Source organism: Ensifer sp. MJa1, assembly GCF_037026475.1.
Lineage (GTDB): Bacteria > Pseudomonadota > Alphaproteobacteria > Rhizobiales > Rhizobiaceae > Ensifer.
The window spans coordinates 26,331-44,580 of record NZ_JAKUMO010000006.1 but is presented as its reverse complement, the minus strand read 5'-3'; the positions used below and the strand labels follow the sequence as shown (position 1 = coordinate 44,580).

The 18,250-nt window shown below is 63.0% G+C and carries 19 protein-coding genes; 12 read left to right on the top strand and 7 right to left on the bottom strand.

All coding sequences use genetic code 11. The features are described 5' to 3' along the window. Positions 1 to 266 precede the first annotated feature (266 nt). Positions 267 to 755, top strand: coding sequence for an RrF2 family transcriptional regulator (locus tag MKZ91_RS10210; protein ID WP_336170647.1), 489 nt, complete (start codon positions 267 to 269; stop codon positions 753 to 755). On the opposite strand, the gene MKZ91_RS10205 is transcribed toward MKZ91_RS10210, so the two are convergent. From MKZ91_RS10205 to MKZ91_RS10190, 4 genes are all read right to left on the bottom strand, one after another. Next, complete coding sequence (locus MKZ91_RS10205) at positions 738 to 1,748, bottom strand: mechanosensitive ion channel family protein (protein WP_336170645.1); 1,011 nt, start codon at positions 1,746 to 1,748, stop codon at positions 738 to 740. The two genes, MKZ91_RS10210 and MKZ91_RS10205, sit on opposite strands and share 18 nt — an antisense overlap. 89 nt (positions 1,749 to 1,837) lie before the next feature. Next, a complete protein-coding gene (locus MKZ91_RS10200; protein WP_442892250.1) occupies positions 1,838 to 2,233 on the bottom strand; it encodes a cupin domain-containing protein in 396 nt (131 codons plus the stop codon). 56 nt (positions 2,234 to 2,289) lie between these two features. Further along, entirely contained in the window at positions 2,290 to 3,042 is a 753-nt protein-coding gene (locus MKZ91_RS10195) for an SDR family oxidoreductase (RefSeq protein WP_336170641.1), read from the bottom strand. Between the two features lie 59 nt (positions 3,043 to 3,101). Continuing rightward, complete coding sequence (locus tag MKZ91_RS10190; protein WP_336170639.1) at positions 3,102 to 3,581, bottom strand: carboxymuconolactone decarboxylase family protein; 480 nt, start codon at positions 3,579 to 3,581, stop codon at positions 3,102 to 3,104. 131 nt (positions 3,582 to 3,712) lie between these two features. Between MKZ91_RS10190 and MKZ91_RS10185 the strand changes: the two genes are divergently transcribed. Continuing rightward, positions 3,713 to 4,624: a LysR family transcriptional regulator gene (locus MKZ91_RS10185; protein ID WP_336170637.1), complete on the top strand. Its 912-nt coding sequence runs from the start codon at positions 3,713 to 3,715 to the stop codon at positions 4,622 to 4,624. Between the two features lie 60 nt (positions 4,625 to 4,684). On the opposite strand, the gene MKZ91_RS10180 is transcribed toward MKZ91_RS10185, so the two are convergent. Next, positions 4,685 to 5,170 carry an Lrp/AsnC family transcriptional regulator gene (locus tag MKZ91_RS10180; protein ID WP_336170635.1) on the bottom strand — a complete coding sequence of 162 codons (486 nt, stop codon included), beginning with the start codon at positions 5,168 to 5,170 and terminating at the stop codon, positions 4,685 to 4,687. A gap of 127 nt (positions 5,171 to 5,297) precedes the next feature. Between MKZ91_RS10180 and MKZ91_RS10175 the strand changes: the two genes are divergently transcribed. The 3 genes from MKZ91_RS10175 to MKZ91_RS10165 all read left to right on the top strand — a co-directional run bounded on the left by MKZ91_RS10175 (position 5,298) and on the right by MKZ91_RS10165 (position 7,777). Then, on the top strand, positions 5,298 to 5,714 hold the full coding sequence (locus MKZ91_RS10175) for a DUF2000 domain-containing protein (protein WP_336170633.1): 417 nt from the start codon (positions 5,298 to 5,300) through the stop codon (positions 5,712 to 5,714). Positions 5,715 to 6,011: 297 nt separating this feature from the next. Beyond that, a complete protein-coding gene (locus MKZ91_RS10170; protein WP_336170632.1) occupies positions 6,012 to 7,190 on the top strand; it encodes an MFS transporter in 1,179 nt (392 codons plus the stop codon). 293 nt (positions 7,191 to 7,483) lie between these two features. After that, positions 7,484 to 7,777 carry a hypothetical protein gene (locus MKZ91_RS10165; protein ID WP_336170630.1) on the top strand — a complete coding sequence of 98 codons (294 nt, stop codon included), beginning with the start codon at positions 7,484 to 7,486 and terminating at the stop codon, positions 7,775 to 7,777. Between the two features lie 67 nt (positions 7,778 to 7,844). Here the strand turns inward: MKZ91_RS10165 and MKZ91_RS10160 are convergent, their stop codons facing one another. Continuing rightward, positions 7,845 to 8,546 (bottom strand): aspartate/glutamate racemase family protein, encoded by a 702-nt coding sequence (locus MKZ91_RS10160; protein ID WP_336170628.1) that lies wholly within the window; start codon positions 8,544 to 8,546, stop codon positions 7,845 to 7,847. Between the two features lie 269 nt (positions 8,547 to 8,815). Here MKZ91_RS10160 and MKZ91_RS10155 point away from each other — a divergent pair, with 269 nt between their 5' ends. The 5 genes from MKZ91_RS10155 (at position 8,816) to MKZ91_RS10135 (ending at position 14,031) form a co-directional block, all read left to right on the top strand. Further along, positions 8,816 to 10,345 carry an ABC transporter substrate-binding protein gene (locus MKZ91_RS10155; RefSeq protein WP_336170626.1) on the top strand — a complete coding sequence of 510 codons (1,530 nt, stop codon included), beginning with the start codon at positions 8,816 to 8,818 and terminating at the stop codon, positions 10,343 to 10,345. A 122-nt stretch (positions 10,346 to 10,467) separates the two neighbouring features. Beyond that, positions 10,468 to 11,409: an ABC transporter permease gene (locus MKZ91_RS10150; protein ID WP_058322111.1), complete on the top strand. Its 942-nt coding sequence runs from the start codon at positions 10,468 to 10,470 to the stop codon at positions 11,407 to 11,409. After that, entirely contained in the window at positions 11,409 to 12,278 is an 870-nt protein-coding gene (locus tag MKZ91_RS10145; RefSeq protein ID WP_442892236.1) for an ABC transporter permease, read from the top strand. The genes MKZ91_RS10150 and MKZ91_RS10145 overlap by 1 nt, the downstream gene beginning before the upstream one ends. Before the next feature lie 3 nt (positions 12,279 to 12,281). Further along, complete coding sequence (locus MKZ91_RS10140) at positions 12,282 to 13,493, top strand: amidohydrolase/deacetylase family metallohydrolase (protein WP_336170620.1); 1,212 nt, start codon at positions 12,282 to 12,284, stop codon at positions 13,491 to 13,493. 22 nt (positions 13,494 to 13,515) lie between these two features. Then, on the top strand, positions 13,516 to 14,031 hold the full coding sequence (locus MKZ91_RS10135) for a RidA family protein (RefSeq protein WP_442892235.1): 516 nt from the start codon (positions 13,516 to 13,518) through the stop codon (positions 14,029 to 14,031). A 15-nt stretch (positions 14,032 to 14,046) separates the two neighbouring features. Here the strand turns inward: MKZ91_RS10135 and MKZ91_RS10130 are convergent, their stop codons facing one another. Next, entirely contained in the window at positions 14,047 to 14,853 is an 807-nt protein-coding gene (locus tag MKZ91_RS10130; RefSeq protein ID WP_336170987.1) for an IclR family transcriptional regulator, read from the bottom strand. Between the two features lie 217 nt (positions 14,854 to 15,070). Between MKZ91_RS10130 and MKZ91_RS10125 the strand changes: the two genes are divergently transcribed. Both MKZ91_RS10125 and MKZ91_RS10120 read left to right on the top strand, forming a co-directional pair. Continuing rightward, positions 15,071 to 16,270, top strand: a complete 1,200-nt coding sequence (locus MKZ91_RS10125) for an aminotransferase class V-fold PLP-dependent enzyme (protein ID WP_336170618.1) — start codon at positions 15,071 to 15,073, stop codon at positions 16,268 to 16,270. A gap of 42 nt (positions 16,271 to 16,312) precedes the next feature. Further along, positions 16,313 to 18,148, top strand: a complete 1,836-nt coding sequence (locus tag MKZ91_RS10120) for an ABC transporter ATP-binding protein (RefSeq protein WP_336170615.1) — start codon at positions 16,313 to 16,315, stop codon at positions 18,146 to 18,148. Positions 18,149 to 18,250: the final 102 nt, after the last annotated feature.

Here is an 18,250-nt window from a genome sequence, read left to right as displayed (position 1 = left end):
CTCCCTGCGCGGCCATCTTTGGCGATTCAACCGCGCGTGTAAAGCGCTGGTGCTTTCAACCACCTCCTGGCGGAAAGGGTGCGTCTATCGGGTGAGATGCAAATTGCTAAGGGTCGAGGCAACAGGCGCAAGGGACGCAGCGAAACCGGCGATCGCAATGATGAAACGTCTGCTGCCGCCTACAGTCTCGCACTGTTTACACAAGAGAAAAATAGGGATATTTTTTGTCCTTAATAGATGCGTATTGGCATCTGCCGGACAAACACATGATCCTCAAAAGCCAAGTCGAATGGGCGCTGCATTGTTGCGCCATCCTCGCCGGTCTGCCTGAAGGCAGGTACCTGTCGACCAAAGCGCTGGCGGAATTCCATGGGCTGCCCAAGGAATATCTGTCGAAGGCATTGCAGAGCCTGTCCCAGGCCGGCCTCGTGCACACGACCCTCGGGCCTTCGGGGGGATATCGATTGGCCAGAGCCCCGGCCGAGCTGACTTTTCTCGATATCATCGAAGCGGTCGAAGGCAAGGCGCGAACCTTCGTCTGCACCAATATCAGGGCCAACAATCCCTGCCGGGCGGCGGGCTATTGCGACGACAGACCGTGTGCGGTGGCGCGCATCATGTGGGAGGCCGACGAGGCCTGGCGCGAGAAGCTGCGCAGTGTCCGCTTGTCCGACCTGACCGAGACCCTGGCAAAGGAAATTCCCGCAGATCTCTGGAAAAGCAGTTTTGAGTGGGTGCTAGAGCGCGCCGGCTGAGCGCGGTGTGACCTGAGCCTCGCGCGGTGGCGCGTAGAGGAAACCCTGTAGCGGCTGCGCCAAAAGAAAACCGCTTTTCCGGCACTGCTCGTGAATGCGGCTGATCACCTCGTTCCGGGCCGGCACCCTTTCTGCCGGGTTTCTGACGCGAAACTGCAGCTCGACCTCGATTGCCACCGCATCGATGGACTTGAGGGCGACGACCGGCAGCGGCGCCTGGACGATGCGGTCGCACCTCAGAAGGGCGGCGTGCATCGCTTCCTCGACCCGCTCAGGCAGGTGATCTGCCGAGATGCGGACAAGCAATGGAATCTGGTGCGTCTCGTCGGGTCGGCTAAGGTTGGTGAGCCCGACCTTGGCCAGCGCGCTGTTGGGCAGGACGACGACGTTGTGGGCGCCGGTGAGCAGGAAGGTGGAGCGCCAGTTGTTCTCGATCACACGCCCCTCGGTGCCGTCGCCGAGCGCAATCCAGTCACCGATGGAAAAGGGCCGTCCGGCCGCCAGTGCGAGCCCCGAAAACACGTCGCCAAGCGTATTTTGAAGCGCCAGGCCGAAGATGATGGCAACAACGCCGGAGGTCGCCACCAGCGTGCCGATCGGCGCATTGAAGACGAAGCCGAGGATGGCGAGCGCAACGCCGAGGTAGACGACGGCGACGATGAGATCCTGCAAGAGCCGCGCCTCCTGCGGCCGCTTCTCAAGCACAATGTAGATGCGCACGAAGCCGATGAGGGACCAGGCAAGGTGTGTCCACCAGAGGACGCGGGCCGATGTGGCAAGGTACGCCACGGTTCCCTGAAACTGTTCATCGCCACTGCGATGCGGCACGAAGCCGGCCAGCATGAGCACGCCGGTCATGACGGAGAAGAAGAGGATCTGGACGATCAGCCTTGCCGTTGGGCGGCTACGCCCCTGCAGGTGCCAGACGACAATGCCGGCGACGCCGAGGAGGTTGATCAGAACGAGCGGCAACGGCAGATGGTTGGCGAACACGGGCAGGCTCCTGCGGATTGTGCATGCGGGGCAGAACCGGGTGCGGCCGGCACCCGGTTCTGCCCCTAGCTCAGTTCGTCATCGGAAGCTCACTTCGTCATCGGATAGGTGAGTTCCTTCTCAGTGGTGTCGACCACGAAGACAGCCAAAAGCTTGGCGGGCTCGGTCCTGCTGCCGTTCGCACTGACGCCGTGGCGATCGCCGGGCATCTCCGAAAAGCTCTCGCCGGCCTTGTATTCCTTCACCGGGCCATCATTGACCTGGCTGAGGATCGACCCTTCCAGCACGGTCGCGTAGATGAAGGCGGTGCTGGGATGAGTGTGGGCATCGGAGAAACCGCCCGGCCCGTACTCGACCAGCACGCCCTTCAGGCTCTTGCCCGGAACATTCGGCAATTCGTGCTGGTAGACGAGCGTGACCTTGGCGGCTTCGCCGGCCACGGCCGTGGCGGACAGGGCTGCTGCGATCACAAGTGCAGATACGATTGACTTGATCATTTTGGACAATCCTTTGGGGTCTGCGACGCAACCGCGTCGCCTGTTCACTTGCGCGGAGCCGTGGCGAACCACTGCTCGAAGGTGATCCGGCCGAGACGCGGGTTGTTGTCGGAAACGAGCGAACCATCCTCGAGAAGTGCACCGAAATAGCGGGCCTGCCGATCGGGCTCGACCTTGCGACCGTCGCCCATGGCCTTGAGATAGCGGCCGACCAGATCGCTGAGGCGCGAACGCTCCGGACCGGCAATTTCGATCGTGCCATTGACAGGAGCGGCAAGCGCAACGTCGGCCATGGCATCGGCGACGTCATCCGAGGCGATCGGCTGCACGTAGGCCGGAGACAAATGCACCGTGTCACCGACGGTCCCGGACTGGGCAATGCCGCCGAGAAATTCCATGAACTGCGTCGAATGCACGATGGTATAGGGAATGCCGCCGGCCCTGATCAGCTTTTCCTGGGCGAGCTTGCCGCGGAAATAGCCACTCTCCTGCAACCGCTCGGTGCCCACGACCGATAGCGCAATATGGTGTTTGACGCCGGCCGCTTTTTCCGCCGCGAGCAGATTGCGACCGGAGGTCTCGAAGAACTCGAGCACCGCCTTGTCCTCGAACGAGGGCGAGTTGGCGAGATCGACGACCACCTCGCAGCCGGAGAGCGCTTCGGCGAGGCCCTCGCCGGTCATCGTGTTCACCCCCGTATTCGGGGAAGCGGCAATCACCTCATGTCCCCGCTTGCGCAGACGGTCGACGGTTCTGGAACCGATCAGGCCGGTTCCGCCGATGATAACGATTTTCATGGGATCCTCCATTGGGGGCGGCATCGCGCCGCCCTGTCGATCGTTTACGGAACCGTTGCTTAGTTGAGCCCGGCCTTGTCGAGGCCATAGAGCTTGTCTGCCGAGCCGGGCACGGCCTTGAAGGCAACGCTGACACGGTTCCAGGCATTGATGACCATGATGGAGAAGGTCAGGTCAGAGATTTCCTTCTCCGAGAGCTGGCCGCGGACACGCTCGTAAAGTTCGTCCGGGATGCCGCCTTCGGGCAGCTTCGTCACCGCTTCGGCCCAGGCCAACGCTGCGCGTTCGCGCGGGATGAAGAGGTTCGATTCGCGCCAGATCGCGACGTGGTAGAGGCGCAGTTCGCTCTCGCCGTGGATCTTTGCCTCCTTGACATGCATGTCAAGGCAGAAGGCGCAGCCGTTGATCTGCGAGGCCCGGATGTTCACGAGATCGCGGATCTTCTGTTCGATGACGCTGTCCTTCAGGCTGAGGCTGAGGTCAGTCATCTTCTTGAGGAACTCGGGCGATTGCTGGGCGTAATTCAAGCGCTGCGTCATGGTGTTGCTCCTTTATTAAGGACACTTAATATCCTTATGGATACAAAATATCCTTAATTGCTGGACAGTAAAGCGCCTCGGGCATACATTCAGCGCATAAGCCTTATGTCGAAACCTTTGGGGGAAGTCGGATGGACATCGTCTCTGCGCTCAGAGCCTTCCTGCGCGTGGCAGAGACGGGCTCGTTCTCCGCTGCCGCCGTTGACCTCGGTCTGACGCAGCCGGCTGTCTCGCGCCAGGTTTCGGCGTTGGAGGAGCACCTGAGCACGCGCCTGCTGCATCGAACGACGAACGCGCTGGCGCTGACGGCGGAGGGCGAGCACATGATCCCGATGGCGCTCAAGGTGATTGAAGCGGTCGATGCCCTCAACGAGGCAAATTGCGGCGAGGCCGCCACGGCCACGGGCCGCGTGCGGCTAACCTTGCCGGCGCCGCTCGGCCTTTATGTCAGCGACCGCCTCGCCGAATTGCTCGGGCGTCACCCGGGCCTGTCGGTTGAAATGCTGTTTCGCGAGGATCCCTCGGATCTGGTCGGAGAGGGCATCGACCTCGAAGTGCGCCTGGGCCCGGTATCGGATAGCGGCCTGATGTGTCGGCGTATCGGCTGGACGACGGCATTTCTTGTCGCCGCACCCAGTTATCTGGAACAGAGGGCTGCACCGAAAGCGCTCGACGACATCGGCGATCACGAATGCATTTGCTACAGCCGCGCCGGCGACGGCCGCCTGTGGACGTTTTCGGATGGATCCGACGACGTTTTCGTGCGCATTGCACCGCGTCTCGTTGCCAACAACGCCGTGGCCGTGCACCGCGCGGTGCTGGCCGGCAATGGCCTTGCGATCCTTTCGCACATCCTCGCCTGCCCCGACATCGAAGCCGGCAGACTGATAAACGTCATGCCCGAATTTCCGCCCGCACGCCTGCCGATCAGCGTTGTCTATCCGTCGCGCAGAAACCTGCCGCTACGGGTGCGGACGGTTCTGGACTTCCTCGTACAGGTGGTCCGGGAAGACCCGCTGATGACCTCCTCGTTACCCTCTTGATGCCAAGGCGGCGCACCTGGTGCCTCCGCGCCACCTCCCGGCCTGCGTATCTATCAGCCTTCACCGATGACCGGCGCCGGCTCGCAGCGGAAGGCCGCTGAAGGGCTTTATCTCCTTCAGGACGAAGGTCGTCTGCATTTCCTTGATGCAGGGCAGCCGCCGGACGACCTTCATGGCAAAATCGGAATAGGAATCAAGATCGGATGCAACGACCTGCAGCAGGAAATCCGCATCGCCCGCGATGCTGTAGCAGGCAACGACACTGTCGAGTTTCATCACTTCGTCGGCAAAGGCTTCGGCTTCCGCTTCCGTGTGGCTGTCGATCTTGACCCGGATGAAGGCCAGCACGCCGAGGCCGATTTCGCGCCGGTTCAAGACGGCCATGTAGCCTTGAATGACCCCGTCATCCTCCAATTGCCGCACGCGTCTCCAGCACGGCGAGGTGGACATGCCGACCTCTTCGGAAAGAGCCTGGTTGCTCAGGCGACCGTCCGCCTGAAGGGCAGACAGGATTTTCACATCAGCAGCAGTGAGCGAAGCCGGCATTCTCTATCTCCAAACTGACAATTGCGGGTAGATCCTACCTATTGCTGGCGCATTCCCGCAATCTTCGAAAGAACCTACCCTGCATTCCCGCCTATTCTTCCCCATCAACATCAGGGAGTGGGTCATCGTGCTTCAGGACATCCGCCTTGCCATCATCGTCAACCCCGAACTGCAGCCGGGGCATCTCGCCAATACGATTGCGGCAATCTCGATCGGCATCGGTTCGGCGATGCCGGCGCTGGGCAATCAGCAACTGACCGATCGCCGGCAGAATGCGATCGATATCAGCTCCAACCAGCCGATCCCGATCCTCCAGGCCGACAGCCGGGCGATCGGCGCACTGCTCATGAAGGCGCTGCCAAAGCTTGAGGATCGCATCGTCGTTCCGTTTCCGGCATTTGCGCGCTCGTTGCACAGCTATGCGGACTACCAAACGCAGTTTCCCGGCCGCGATCTCTCCGAGGAGACGATCGACGGCGTCGGATTGGCGGGCGCATCCAAGTGGGTCAAATCGCTGACCGGATCGTTGAAGCTGCTGCGGTGATGCGACGCCCTCGGGGAGTTGCCTTTCCGGTCGCGATGTACATTTTTTTCACCCGGACCATACCAATTCACGGAGTGGTGCCTGCACATAGGCAACACCTCTCGCCATTCCGCTGTAGAGATTGGCATTTCTACCCCGGCTCTGCTTTTCCCGCCTTGACGACACAGGTCACGCGCGACAAGCTTTGAAAACAATTTTCAGAATATCAGAACTGCTTCAAATACCGTATCGGCTCGACGGCTTCGCCACTGCCGAGGCTGTAACGCGCGATAAGATACCTGTCGGGGACCAATGCGCATGACCAATCAACGGCTCATCATGCTGATCTTCTTCCTGCAGCCGATCGCCTTCGGCGCTTGGCTGCCGCGCATTCCCGACGTGCAGCAAAGGCTCGGCCTCGGCCCGGCCGAATTGGCCATCGCCCTTCTCGGCATGCCCGTCGGCATCCTGATGACGCTTCCCTTTGCCGGGCGCCTCGTCTCCAGGATCGGCGGGCGCGCCACCATCCTCTATGGCTTCGTCGTCTTTCTGGCGGTGGTCTGGCTGCCGACATGGGCCGCAAGCATCGAGGTTCTGTTCGTCGCCCTCGCCATCGTCGGCGCAGCCCTGACGACGCTGGAACTCGGCCTGAATGTCGAGGCCGACGCGATCGAGAAGCATTCCGGCCAGCTGATCATGAGCACCTGCCACGGTTTCTGGAGCCTCGGCATCATGACGGGCACCCTGATCGGCGTCGGCTTTGCCGCACTGAGCGTCGCGCCAGAATGGGCGGTGCCGACGGCAGCCGCTGTCATGCTGCCGGTCAGCGTTTTTTTTGCGCGCAGGCTGCCGTTGCTGCAATCCGCCGAGGCCAAGGGCGGCGACGCCCCGCCCAAGCGCAAGCTCCCGAGCTTCGCATTGCTCGGGGTCTGCTTCTTTGTCTTCGGCATCACCATGACCGAAGGGGCCGTCGCCGATTGGTCGGCCGTCTTCCTGCGCGACGTCTTCGGGCTCTCCACCGCCAGCGCCGGCTTTGGTTACTCGATCTTCGCCTTCATGGTGGCAGCAGGCCGTTTCGCCGGTGATCGGCTGAAGTCCAGCTACGGCCCGGTTGCCGTCGCACGCGCCTGCGGCATCGCCAGCATCGCCGGACTTCTGGTGGTGGTGTTAAGCCCTGCCGCATGGGCAGCACTTGTCGGCTTTGCCGCCATGGGCTTCGGCGTTTCGGTCGGCTTCCCGCTCGCGGTCACCGCAGCGGCCGATCAGAAAGACAGGCCGGCAGCCGCGAGCGTCGCCGTTCTTTCCTTCATCGCACTTCTCGGCTTCCTCCTCGGACCGCCTCTGATCGGCCTGATTGCAGAACATAGCGACATGCGCTTCGGCCTCGGCGTGCTCGTGCCCTTCCTTGCCGTCAGCCTGCTTTTGACCAGCCGATTGCGGCCCGCTGCTGCCGGGGTGAGGACGCCCGACACCGAGCAAGCCGCGAGCCGCGCGTAACGGCTCCAGGCATCTCCCCCAACGCTGCGGCGGCGTGACTTCACTCGCGCCGCTTCCTTTCAGAGGTGCCATTGGCATAGCCTGGCCAATGGGTGTTCTGATCACACCTGGACCCATGCGTTGACCGCATAGTAGCCATTCCTTGCATTCGCCGCCTCACTTGACGATCTATAAGTCCAGAAGCCGCGTTCGACGCCGGCTCCCTTCATTGATCCAATCAAAGTCGTAGACGTCTCCCCCCGGCTAGAAGGCCGGCGTGGCCGGTTTCGACCTGAACAACAGGGAAGGTAATCATGCAGCATTCAGACAAGTCACTCGACGCTAAGACACTCGAGGCCATGACGCTTCACGAGCGCACAAACATGATGGCGCTCGTCGTAGATGCTCTCGAAGCGACGGCCGAAAAGGCATACGAGATCGGCGACGACAAGTTCGCCGAGAATTCGATCAGCCTCGCCAACATCATTGTCAGCTGTGCCGACGACCTGGTGGTCGGCGACCTCCCGGCCGCCGAACTGCTGCTTCAGCAGGGGATCGCACTGGTCAGCCTGTTCCAGGGTGAGACGCACAAGGCCACGCTGCACTAACTCGATCGCCTGAAATCAGTGTTGCCGGCGGCGATCGCCGCTGCCGGCAGAGACTGACGTCGTCGACCTACTGAGCGTCACCAAGAGCGAGGCCCACCGCGGCCAGGGCGTGGATCTCCGTGGTGTCAAAGACCGGGACGGGGCTGTCGGCCTGCGAGATCAGCAGCATGATTTCGGTGCATCCCATGATCACGGCCTCCGCACCCTGATCGACGAGCCGGGCGATGATGGCGCGATAGGCTTCGCGGGAGCTGTCCTTAACGATGCCGGCAACCAGTTCGCGGTAGATGATCTCGTGCACCCGGGCGCGATCGTCCGCCTCGGGAACCAGAACCTCGAGACCGAACTTCTCCGCCAGACGTCCCTTGTAAAATTCCTGCTCCATCGTGAAGGCCGTGCCAAGCAAGCCGACCTTACGGATGCCGGCCGCCTTGATCTTTTCCGCCGTGGGGTCGGCGATATGCAGAAGCGGGATCGACACCGCCGCAGAAACGTCACCGGCCATCTTGTGCATCGTGTTGGTGCAGATCATCAGGAAGTCGGCGCCTCCGGCCTCCAGCCGCCGCGCAGCCGCGATCATCTCCTCAGTCAGCGCGGGCCAGTCGCCATGGTGCTGCAACCGCTCGATTTCGCCGAAATCCATCGACCACATCAGCGATTTCGCCGAATGCACGCCACCGAGGCGGTCGCGAACCGCCTCGTTGATGATGCGGTAATACTCAGCCGAGCTCTCCCAGCTCATGCCGCCAATCAGCCCGATAACCTTCACCCTGACGTCTCCTCTTTCCATGCCCCCGAGGTAACAAATCGGAGACGATCACGAAAGCTCTCTCTGCGGCTAACCCTTTGGTGTAACCCGCGTTCCCGGCCACGAACCCGGCATGCCCTCACCGCCCCTGCAGGCCTCCAGCACTGCAGCCGTTTGGCAATGCCGGCGACGCGACGATGACAGCCGGTTGACATTTCCGGCTTCGTAGACTTTTATATTCCAAAATAAAGAACGACATAGCATAACTATGGAATAAGAGGTGGAGCAAAATGAAATCAGCCAAATTTGCATTGCTTATCGGTACGGCACTCGCGGCATCGGCAACTCTTGCCTTCGCCCAGGAAAAGGGTGGCGTCATCAACGTCGCGACCGTCGGCGAACCGCCGACGCTCGATCCGATGGCTTCGACCGCCGACCTCGTCGGCATCGTCTCGCAGCACATCTTCGAGACGCTCTACACTTTCGACAAGGACTGGAAGCCGACGCCGCTTCTGGCGGCGGCACTTCCGGAGATCAGCGCCGACGGCAAGACCTACACGATCAAGCTGCGCTCCGGCGTCAAGTTCCACGACGGCACCGACCTTGACTCAAAGGACGTCGTCGCCTCGCTCGAGCGCTGGACTAAGGTCGCCTCGCGCGGCAAGCAGACGGCAACGACGATTTCAGGCATCGAGGCGGTCGACCCGCTGACGGTTAAGATCTCGCTCAACACCCCTTACGCACCGCTCGTCTCGCTGCTCGCCTTCAACAACTCCGCGGCGATCGTGCTACCGTCCGAAAAGCAGGCCGAGCCGATGACCGATTTCGTCGGCACCGGCCCCTATCAGTTGAAGGAGCGCAAGGCGGACCAGTATATCCAGCTGACCCGCTACGACGCCTACACGTCGCCGGAAGGCGAAGCCAACGGCTATGGCGGCGCCCGTCATCAATATGCCGACGAAATCCGCTTCGTGCCGGTGCCGGACCCGAACACCCGCGTCGAGGCCGCCGTTTCTGGCCAATATGACTATGTCGATTCGCTGCCGGTCGAATCCTTCGACCGCGTCAAGGGTTCGAGTGCATCTGATCCCGTCATGCTGCAGCCCTTTGGCTGGCCGGTCTTCGTGCTGAATTCCGGCAACGGCATGACCAAGAGCCTCGACCTGCGAAAGGCGATCCGCGCCTCGCTCAGCATGGAAGACATGATGGCCGCCGCCTTCGGCGCCACCGACTTCTATGCGCTCGACGCCGCTCTCTATCCGTCGCAATTTGCCTGGCGGACCGATGCCGGCACCGAAGGTGCCTACAACATCGCCGATCCGGAAAAGGCCGGCGAACTCCTGAAGGCTGCCGGCTACAAGGGTGAGCCGCTGCGCATTCTCACCAGCCGCCAATACGAGTTCCACTACAAGATGGCGCAGGTCGCGGCCGAGTATCTGAAGCTCGCCGGCTTCACCGTCGACCTCCAGGTGGTCGACTGGGCAACGCTCACCCAGCGCCGCGCCGATCCGACGCTCTGGGACATCTACATCACCCACAGCCCCTTCCTGCCGGAACCGGCGCTGATCGGCATGATGTCGACCAAGGCCCCCGGCAACTGGGACACGCCGGCGCGCGCCAAGGCCGTCGATGCCTTCAACGCCGAATCCGACCCGGCCAAGCGCGTGGCACTCTGGGCCAACGTCCAGAAGGTGATTTTCGAGGAGGTGCCCTTCATCAAGATCGGCGACTTCAACGCGCTTTCGGCAAAGTCGAAGTCGCTCGACGGCGTCTCGCCGGCCCCGTGGCCGTACTTCTGGAACGCTTCAATCAAGAAGTGAGCTCCCCCTCCCAAGGGACTTCGGCGGGCGGTCGGGCCAAAAGCCTGGCGCCCGCCTGAAGGGGCGCCCGCTTTTCATCCGCTCCAGCGGGCGAAGCGCTCAAGGAAAGGTTCGAGGCCACCATGTTACGCTACATTTTCCAGCGGCTGATGGGCATGATCGTCGTCATGGCGATCGTCGTCACCATCGTCTTTGTCATCGTCCGCGTGACACCGGGTGATCCGGCCGCCGTCATGCTCGGTCCGGAAGCGACCCAGGAAGACATTGCGGAACTGCGCACCCGGCTCGGCCTCGACCAGTCGCTGGGGCTGCAATATGTCTACTATATCGGACAGCTGCTTCAGGGCGATCTCGGCCAGTCGATCTTCCTCAACCAGCCCGTCACGTCAGCGCTGGCAGAGCGTGCCGAGCCGACCTTCTTCCTGACGCTGTTTTCGATCGTGATTGCCTGCGCCATCGCGCTGCCAATCGGCATCTACGCCGCCTACAGGCGCGGATCCTTCGTCGACCAGGCGGCAACCACACTGGCGATGCTGGCGGCGAGCATTCCGAGCTTCTGGCTCGGGCTGATCCTGATCCAGGTGTTTGCCGTGCGCTTCGGCTGGTTCCCGGTCTCCGGCTATGGCGGTCCCGGGTCTTCCTTCACCGAGCGCATGTATCACCTGACCTTGCCGGCCATCGCGCTCGGCGTCGTCTCCTCCGCCTTGATCCTGCGCTTCACCCGCGCCTCGATGCTGGACGTTCTCGGCGACGATTTCATCCGCACCGCCCGCGCCAAGGGTCTCGGCGAGCGCAAGGTGGTGATGAAACATGCGCTGAAGAATGCGCTGATTCCGATCCTGACGATCATCGGTCTTACGGCGGCCGTGCTGATTTCCGGCGCCGTCGTCACCGAAACCGTCTTCGGCCTGCCGGGTGTGGGCAATCTTGTCGTCTCCGCCGTCCTTCGCCGCGACTATCCGGTCATCCAGGGCGCGCTGCTCGTCATTGCCGCGCTCTACGTGCTGATCAATTTCGCGATCGACATGCTCTATCTCCTCGTCGACCCAAGGGTGCGCTACTGATGTCCGTCGCCGTATCTGCTCCCACCGAGAGCGAAGGCCGCAAGTTCGTCCGCCGGCTCTTGAAGCGCAAGACCGTCGCCTTCGGCTTGATCGTTCTGACCGTCTTCGTGCTCCTCGCCGTCCTTGCGCCGCTGATCGCGCCTTACGCGCCCGGCAAGCTGTCGATCGTCAACCGTCTTTCGCCGCCGAGCCTGCAATGGTTCTTCGGCACCGACGAGTTCGGCCGCGACGTGTTCTCGCGCACCATCTACGCTGGCCGACTGTCGCTGCTCGTGGGCGCTGCCGTCGTCACGCTCGCAACCGTCATCGGCGTTGTGCTCGGCCTGCTTGCCGGCTTCTTCCCGAAGCTCGATACGCCGATCGCCCGCGTCATCGACGCGATGATGGCCTTTCCGGACATCCTGCTGGCGATCGCGCTCGTCGCGGCCCTCGGGCCCTCGCTGACGACCGTCATCATCGCGCTCAGCATCGTCTATGCGCCAAGGCTTGCCCGCGTGGTGCGCGCCTCGACGCTGGTGATCCGCGAGTTGCCTTATGTCGAGGCGGCGCGCGCGCTCGGCATCTCGACGCCGCACATCATGACGCGGCACGTGCTGCGCAATCTGTTGTCGCCCGTCCTGGTGCAGGGCACCTTCCTCTTTGCCCATGCGATGCTCGCCGAAGCGGGACTTTCCTTCCTCGGCGTCGGCGTCAGCCCGGAAATTCCGACCTGGGGCACGATGATCGCCTCGGGACGGCAATATATCGGCCAGGCCGACTGGGTGACGCTCTTCCCCGGCATCGCCATCGTGCTTTCGGTGCTGTCGTTGCAGATGGTCGGTGACGGCCTGCGCGACATGCTCGACCCCCGCCTCAGAAAGGACCTGTAAGTCATGACGAACGCAACCAACAGCGCTGGTCCGGTGCTGATCCGGCAGGTGAAGCCCGTCGCCTTCGGCATGGCCGCGACGGCTGAAACGATCGACATCCTCGTCGATGGCGAAGGCCGCATCGCAGCCCTCGGTCCGAACCTTGAGACATCCGGCGATGTCCGCCGCATCGACGGCAAGGGCGCCTGGATCTCGCCCGGCTGGATCGACCTGCACGCCCATGTCTGGCACGGCGGCACCGATATCTCCGTGCGCCCGCAGCTTTGCGGCATGGAACGCGGCGTCACCACCATCGTCGACGCGGGTTCGGCCGGCGAAGCCAACTTCCACGGTTTTCGCGAATACATCATCGAGCCGTCGCGCGAGCGCATCAAGGCGTTCCTCAATCTCGGCTCGATCGGACTTGTTGCCTGCAATCGCGTCAGCGAGCTCTCGGACATCCGCTCGATCGACATCGATCGCATCATCGCCTGCTACCAGGAAAACCGCGAGCACATCGTCGGCCTCAAAGTGCGTGCCAGCCACGTCATTACCGGCTCCTGGGGCGTGACACCGGTAAAACTCGGCAAGAAGATCGCCAAGATCCTGAAGATCCCCATGATGGTTCATGTCGGCGAACCGCCGGCGCTCTATGACGAGGTGCTCGAAATCCTCGGCCCCGGCGACATCGTCACCCATTGCTTCAACGGCAAGGCCGGTTCCAGCATCATCGAGGACGAGGACTTGTTCGAGCTTGCCGAACGCTGCGCCGGCGAAGGCATCCGCCTCGACATCGGCCACGGCGGCGCCTCCTTCTCCTTCCGGGTCGCCGAAGTGGCGATCGCCCGCGGGCTGCTGCCGTTCTCGATTTCGACCGACGTTCACCTGCGCAGCATGAACCAGTCGGTCTGGGATCTCGGCACCACCATGTCGAAGCTCTTGAGCGTCGGCATGCCCTTCGAAAAGGTGGTCGAGGCCGTGACCCAGGCGCCTGCTTCGGTGATCCGCCTGGACATGGGCAACCTCTTGAGCGTCGGCGCCCGCGCCGAATTCACCCTCTTCGATCTCGTCGATAGCGAACTCCGGGTCTTCGATTCCCTCGGCGTCGAAGCCCATCTCAACCGCCTGTTTGAGCCGCGCTACGCCGTGATGGGAACCGAGGTGGTCGCGGCCAACCGCTATCAGCCGCAGCATGCCGAATGCCCCGACCACAGCCATGGCTTCGGCTACCGCTGATCCAGGGCGACAGAATACAGAAATGACAGGATATCGCGTGAACAGTCTGGATCAGAAAAAAGACAGCCTTGCTGCCGTCTCGCCCTATGAGCGCCTTCAGGCCCTCGGCATCGACCTGCCGCCGGCGCCGCCGCCGATCGCCAATTTCGTCACGCATGTGCGCGAGGGCAACATCCTCTACCTCTCCGGCCAGGGACCGCGCGAGGTCGACGGCCATCTGCATGCGGGCAAGGTCGGCGCCGATGTCGACATTGAAAGCGCCTATGGGCATGCGCGACTGACCGGCATCAACCTGCTTGCGGTGATGCATGATGCGCTGGGCGATCTCGGCCGCGTCAAGCGCATCGTCAAGCTGCTCGGCATGGTCAATGCCGTGCCGGACTTCGAGGAGCATCCGCGCGTCATCAACGGCTGCTCGGACCTGATGGTCGACGTCTTCGGTGATGCAGGCCACCATGCCCGTTCGGCGGTGGGTTTCGGGTCTCTGCCCGGCAACATCACCGTTGAGATCGAGGCGATCGTCGCTCTTCACGAGTGACGGCGGGAGGTCGGATCAATGGCTGCGCCAGCCCATCATCTTCTCGATCCGCTCTGCGGAAACCCTGACGTGGTCGGCGTAGAACGCCCGATCGTCGAGGATCTTCTGCTCGGGCAGCACGATCGAGATCGTGGCGGCGCAATTGCCCTTGTCGTCGAGGATCGGCGCAGCAACGCAGGCCACGGCGTAGTCGGATTCGCCCGCCTGGATGGAGAGACGTGCTGCAAGCGCACTCTCGGCCTGGGCGGAAAGCGCGGCCGGATCAATGTCGGCGCGACCAGTCGGCGAGGTGCGGGCGCAGCGGCGGAAGAGCTCGAGCCTTTCATCGGCGGGCAGATGGCCGACGAGCAGGCGGCCGGACGCCGTCCAGTTGAGCGGCACGCGGGTACCGACGCGCGAGGTCACCTGGAAATGGCCGGGGCCGTCGGCCATGGCGAGCACCTGCATATAGTCGCCGTCGCGGCCGCAAAGCTGGATCGTCTCGGAAACCTCGCGACCGAGGTCGTGCATCTCGCGGGTGGCGACGCCGAGGAAATCGAGCGAGCGCGCATAGGCGAGACCATAGTGATAGAGCCGGTCGCCCAGCCAGACGAGGCCATCGGCGTCGCGGCTGAGCAGGTTCTTCTCGACCATGTCGTCAACGATGACATAGGCGGTCGACAGCGGCGCGCCGACCGCCTTGGCGATCGCATAGACGCCGCTCGGAGCGCCGGTCTCGTAAAGAAAATCGAGCACCTGCAAGGCGCGGTCCATGCCGCTGACGCGCGAGCGGCGCGGCTTGCCGGGGGTTTCGCTGTCGTCATTCGGCTCGGCGCCAGTCATCGTCTTGTCCAATGGTCCACTCCTGCGCGGCCCCATTCGCGCATCAACGGGGAAATGCCGGGCTCTACCTGCGCGAATCCGCCGCAAGCGACGGGACGGCGCGACAGCAAGCCTCACTCATACTTCATTACTATGGTAGATATTCCGCGAAGACGGAATAGTCTATCCGTTTCGACTGCCGGAAAATCGCCTGCCAGACAATCACATGGAGACCACTATGCCTGACCGTGACATTCGCGAAGCTCTCGGACTTCGTCCCGTTATCAACGTCTCCGGAACGATGACGGGCCTCGGCGCATCGATCGTGGTCCCGGAAGCGATCGCGGCGATGACAGGCATACTGCCGCAATTCGTCGAGATCAACGATCTGCAGCGCAAGGTGAGCCCGGTCATCGCGCGGCTGACGGGTGCTGAAGCGGGCTTTGTCACCGCCTCCTGCTCAGCCGGCATCAGCCTTGCCGTTGCCGGTTGCATGACCGGCAGCGACCTCGCCGCGATCGAGCGGCTGCCTGACACAGCGAGCCTCAAGAACGAAGTTCTCATCCAGATGGGCCATGTGGTGAGCTACGGCGCACCGGTCGACCAGGCGATCCGCATCGCCGGCGCCAAGCCGGTGCTCGTCGGCCAGGCGACGTCGGCCTATCGCTACCATCTGGAAGGCGCGATCAACGAGCGCACCGCCTGCGCCGTCTATGTCGTCTCGCACCATGTGGTGCAGTACGGCCTTATCGGTCTCAAGGAATTCGCCGAGGTCTGCCACGCGAAGGGCGTGCCTGTTATCGTCGACGCGGCCTCCGAATACGACCTGCGCATCTTCCTCGATCATGGCGCCGACATCGTTCTCTATTCCGGCCACAAGTTCTTGGGCGGCCCGACCTCGGGCATCGTCGCCGGCAAGAAGGAGATGGTGCGCAACACCTTCCTGCAGAACCTTGGGCTCGGCCGCGGCATGAAGGTCGGCAAGGAAAGCATGCTGGGGGTGATGGCAGCGCTCGAAGCCTGGGAGAAGCGCGACCACGCCGGCATCCGCGAGCGCGAAACCGGCTATCTGAACCTCTGGCACGAAACGCTTGATGGCCGGCCCGGCATCCGGCCGGTGATCGAGGCTGACCCGACAAACAATCCGCTCGACCGCCTGCGCGTCAACATCGACCCGCAGGACGCCCATATCACCGCCTGGGATCTCGCCGACGCGCTTGCCCGCGGCACCCCGCCGATCATCGTGCGCGACCACGAGGCGGAGCACAATTACTTCTACCTCGACCCGTGCAATCTTCATCCGGGCCAGGAGAAGGTGGTCGCAAGCCGCCTTGCCGAGGAACTCGACAAGGCGCGCGCCTCCAACGAGATCATCGCGACCTCGCTCAGCGAACGCAACGCCCGGCGCTTCGCCGGCCTGCTGCGCTGGCCAGACTAACCGTGCACCGAAACGACAAGATGTTTGAAAACAGGAGCCGACATGACTGACAGCGCAATCGCCAGGGGCCAACCGGCCACGCCAGTTCTCTCCGTCGAGAACCTGACGACCTCCTTCCTGGTGGATGGCGCCTGGAAACCGGTCGTGCGCGACATCTCCTTCCAGGTGGCGCCCGGCGAGACAGTCGCCATCGTCGGTGAATCCGGTTCCGGCAAAAGCGTTACTTCGCTCTCCATCATGCGGCTCCTGCAGAAGGAAACGAGCCGCATCGAAGGCCGCGTGATGATGGGCGGACGCAACATCCTCGACCTGCCCGAGAGCGAGATGCGGCATGTGCGCGGCAACGACGTGGCGATGATCTTCCAGGAGCCGATGACCAGCCTCAATCCGCTGTTCACCATCGGCGATCAGATATCAGAGGCACTGCTCTGCCACAGCCCGATGTCGAAGGCTGAAGCGCGAGCCGAAACCATCCGCCTGCTCGAAAAGGTCCGCATCCCCTCGGCCGCCTCGCGCTTCGACGAATATCCGCATCGCTTCTCCGGCGGCATGCGCCAGCGCGTGATGATCGCGATGGCGCTTGCCAGCCGCCCGAAGCTTCTGATCGCCGACGAGCCGACGACGGCGCTCGACGTGACCATCCAGGGCCAGATCCTCGACCTGATCAAGGTGCTGCAGGAGGAGGAAGGCACCTCGGTGCTGTTCATCACCCACGACATGGGCGTCGTCGCCGAGATCGCCGACCGCACCGTGGTGATGTTCCGCGGCGACGCGGTCGAGACGGGACCAACGGAAGCCATCTTCCTCAGGGCGAAACATCCCTACACCCGCGCGCTTCTCTCGGCCGTGCCGATGCTTGGCTCCATGAAGGGCGCGCCGCAGCCGATGCGTTTCCCGGTCATCGACCCGGCCACGGGCCTACCGAACGCGGTGGCAGAAGCCACCGACACGGTGCAATCCGGCCGCAAGCCGATCCTCGAAGTGAAGAACCTCGTCAAACGCTTCGACATCCATGCCGGCCTGCTCGGCAAGCTCAAGGGCCGCGTGCACGCGATCGAGAACGTCTCCTTCAGCCTGCAGCCGGGCGAGACGCTGTCGCTCGTCGGCGAATCCGGCTGCGGCAAGTCGACGACCGGCCGCGCGATCATGCGGCTGATCGAGCCGGAAAGCGGCTCCGTCACGCTCGACGGCCAGGATGTGCTGAAGATGGACCGCAAGGCGTTGCGCGACATGCGCCGCACCATGCAGATGATCTTCCAGGATCCCTTCGCCAGCCTCAATCCGCGCATGACGGTGGGGGCTGCTATCGCCGAACCTTATCTCGAGCACAAGCTCGGCACGCCGCGCCAGGCGCGCGAAAGAGTGGCCGACCTGTTGGAACGGGTCGGCCTTCAGGCCGACATGGCCGCGCGCTATCCGCACGAATTCTCCGGCGGCCAGCGCCAGCGCGTCTGCATCGCGCGTGCGCTGGCGCTCGACCCGAAGGTCATCGTCGCCGACGAATCCGTCTCGGCGCTCGACGTCTCGATCAAGGCGCAGGTCATCAACCTGCTTCTCGACCTGCAGGCGAGCCTCGGCCTTGCCTATCTCTTCATCTCGCACGACATGGCGGTGGTCGAACGGGTCAGTCACCGGGTCGCGGTTATGCATCTCGGCGAGATCGTCGAGATCGGTTCACGCGCCCAGGTGTTCGAAAACCCGCAGCACGCCTATACGAAGAAGTTGATCGCCGCCGTGCCGATCGCCGACCCGACGCGTCGCCACGCGCGCCGCGGCGTTGCCAGCGACGAGCTCAAGAGCCCCGTGCGCGCACCCGACTACGTGCCGGCCGAGCGCCGATACCATCAGGTTGCGGATGACCATTTCGTCCAGGTTTAGAACGGCTGCTTCAGGCAGCCTGTCCCGGCAATTCTCGACGCGCCTGCGTGCAGTGACCGGATTATCCGCTATAAGGCGTCCGACACAGAAGATCAGGAGAGA

Excerpts from the sequence above, each read along its gene's own strand:
- MKZ91_RS10130 (WP_336170987.1), bottom strand. The coding sequence starts at position 14,853 with ATGACTGGCGCCGAGCCGAATGACGACAGCGAAACCCCCGGCAAGCCG.
- MKZ91_RS10135 (WP_442892235.1), top strand. The coding sequence starts at position 13,516 with ATGACAGGATATCGCGTGAACAGTCTGGATCAGAAAAAAGACAGCCTT.
- MKZ91_RS10150 (WP_058322111.1), top strand. The coding sequence starts at position 10,468 with ATGTTACGCTACATTTTCCAGCGGCTGATGGGCATGATCGTCGTCATG.
- MKZ91_RS10120 (WP_336170615.1), top strand. The coding sequence starts at position 16,313 with ATGACTGACAGCGCAATCGCCAGGGGCCAACCGGCCACGCCAGTTCTC.
- MKZ91_RS10190 (WP_336170639.1), bottom strand. The coding sequence starts at position 3,581 with ATGACGCAGCGCTTGAATTACGCCCAGCAATCGCCCGAGTTCCTCAAG.
- MKZ91_RS10170 (WP_336170632.1), top strand. The coding sequence starts at position 6,012 with ATGACCAATCAACGGCTCATCATGCTGATCTTCTTCCTGCAGCCGATC.
- MKZ91_RS10145 (WP_442892236.1), top strand. The coding sequence starts at position 11,409 with ATGTCCGTCGCCGTATCTGCTCCCACCGAGAGCGAAGGCCGCAAGTTC.
- MKZ91_RS10195 (WP_336170641.1), bottom strand. The coding sequence starts at position 3,042 with ATGAAAATCGTTATCATCGGCGGAACCGGCCTGATCGGTTCCAGAACC.
- MKZ91_RS10185 (WP_336170637.1), top strand. The coding sequence starts at position 3,713 with ATGGACATCGTCTCTGCGCTCAGAGCCTTCCTGCGCGTGGCAGAGACG.
- MKZ91_RS10210 (WP_336170647.1), top strand. The coding sequence starts at position 267 with ATGATCCTCAAAAGCCAAGTCGAATGGGCGCTGCATTGTTGCGCCATC.
- MKZ91_RS10155 (WP_336170626.1), top strand. The coding sequence starts at position 8,816 with ATGAAATCAGCCAAATTTGCATTGCTTATCGGTACGGCACTCGCGGCA.
- MKZ91_RS10180 (WP_336170635.1), bottom strand. The coding sequence starts at position 5,170 with ATGCCGGCTTCGCTCACTGCTGCTGATGTGAAAATCCTGTCTGCCCTT.
- MKZ91_RS10125 (WP_336170618.1), top strand. The coding sequence starts at position 15,071 with ATGCCTGACCGTGACATTCGCGAAGCTCTCGGACTTCGTCCCGTTATC.
- MKZ91_RS10165 (WP_336170630.1), top strand. The coding sequence starts at position 7,484 with ATGCAGCATTCAGACAAGTCACTCGACGCTAAGACACTCGAGGCCATG.
- MKZ91_RS10140 (WP_336170620.1), top strand. The coding sequence starts at position 12,282 with ATGACGAACGCAACCAACAGCGCTGGTCCGGTGCTGATCCGGCAGGTG.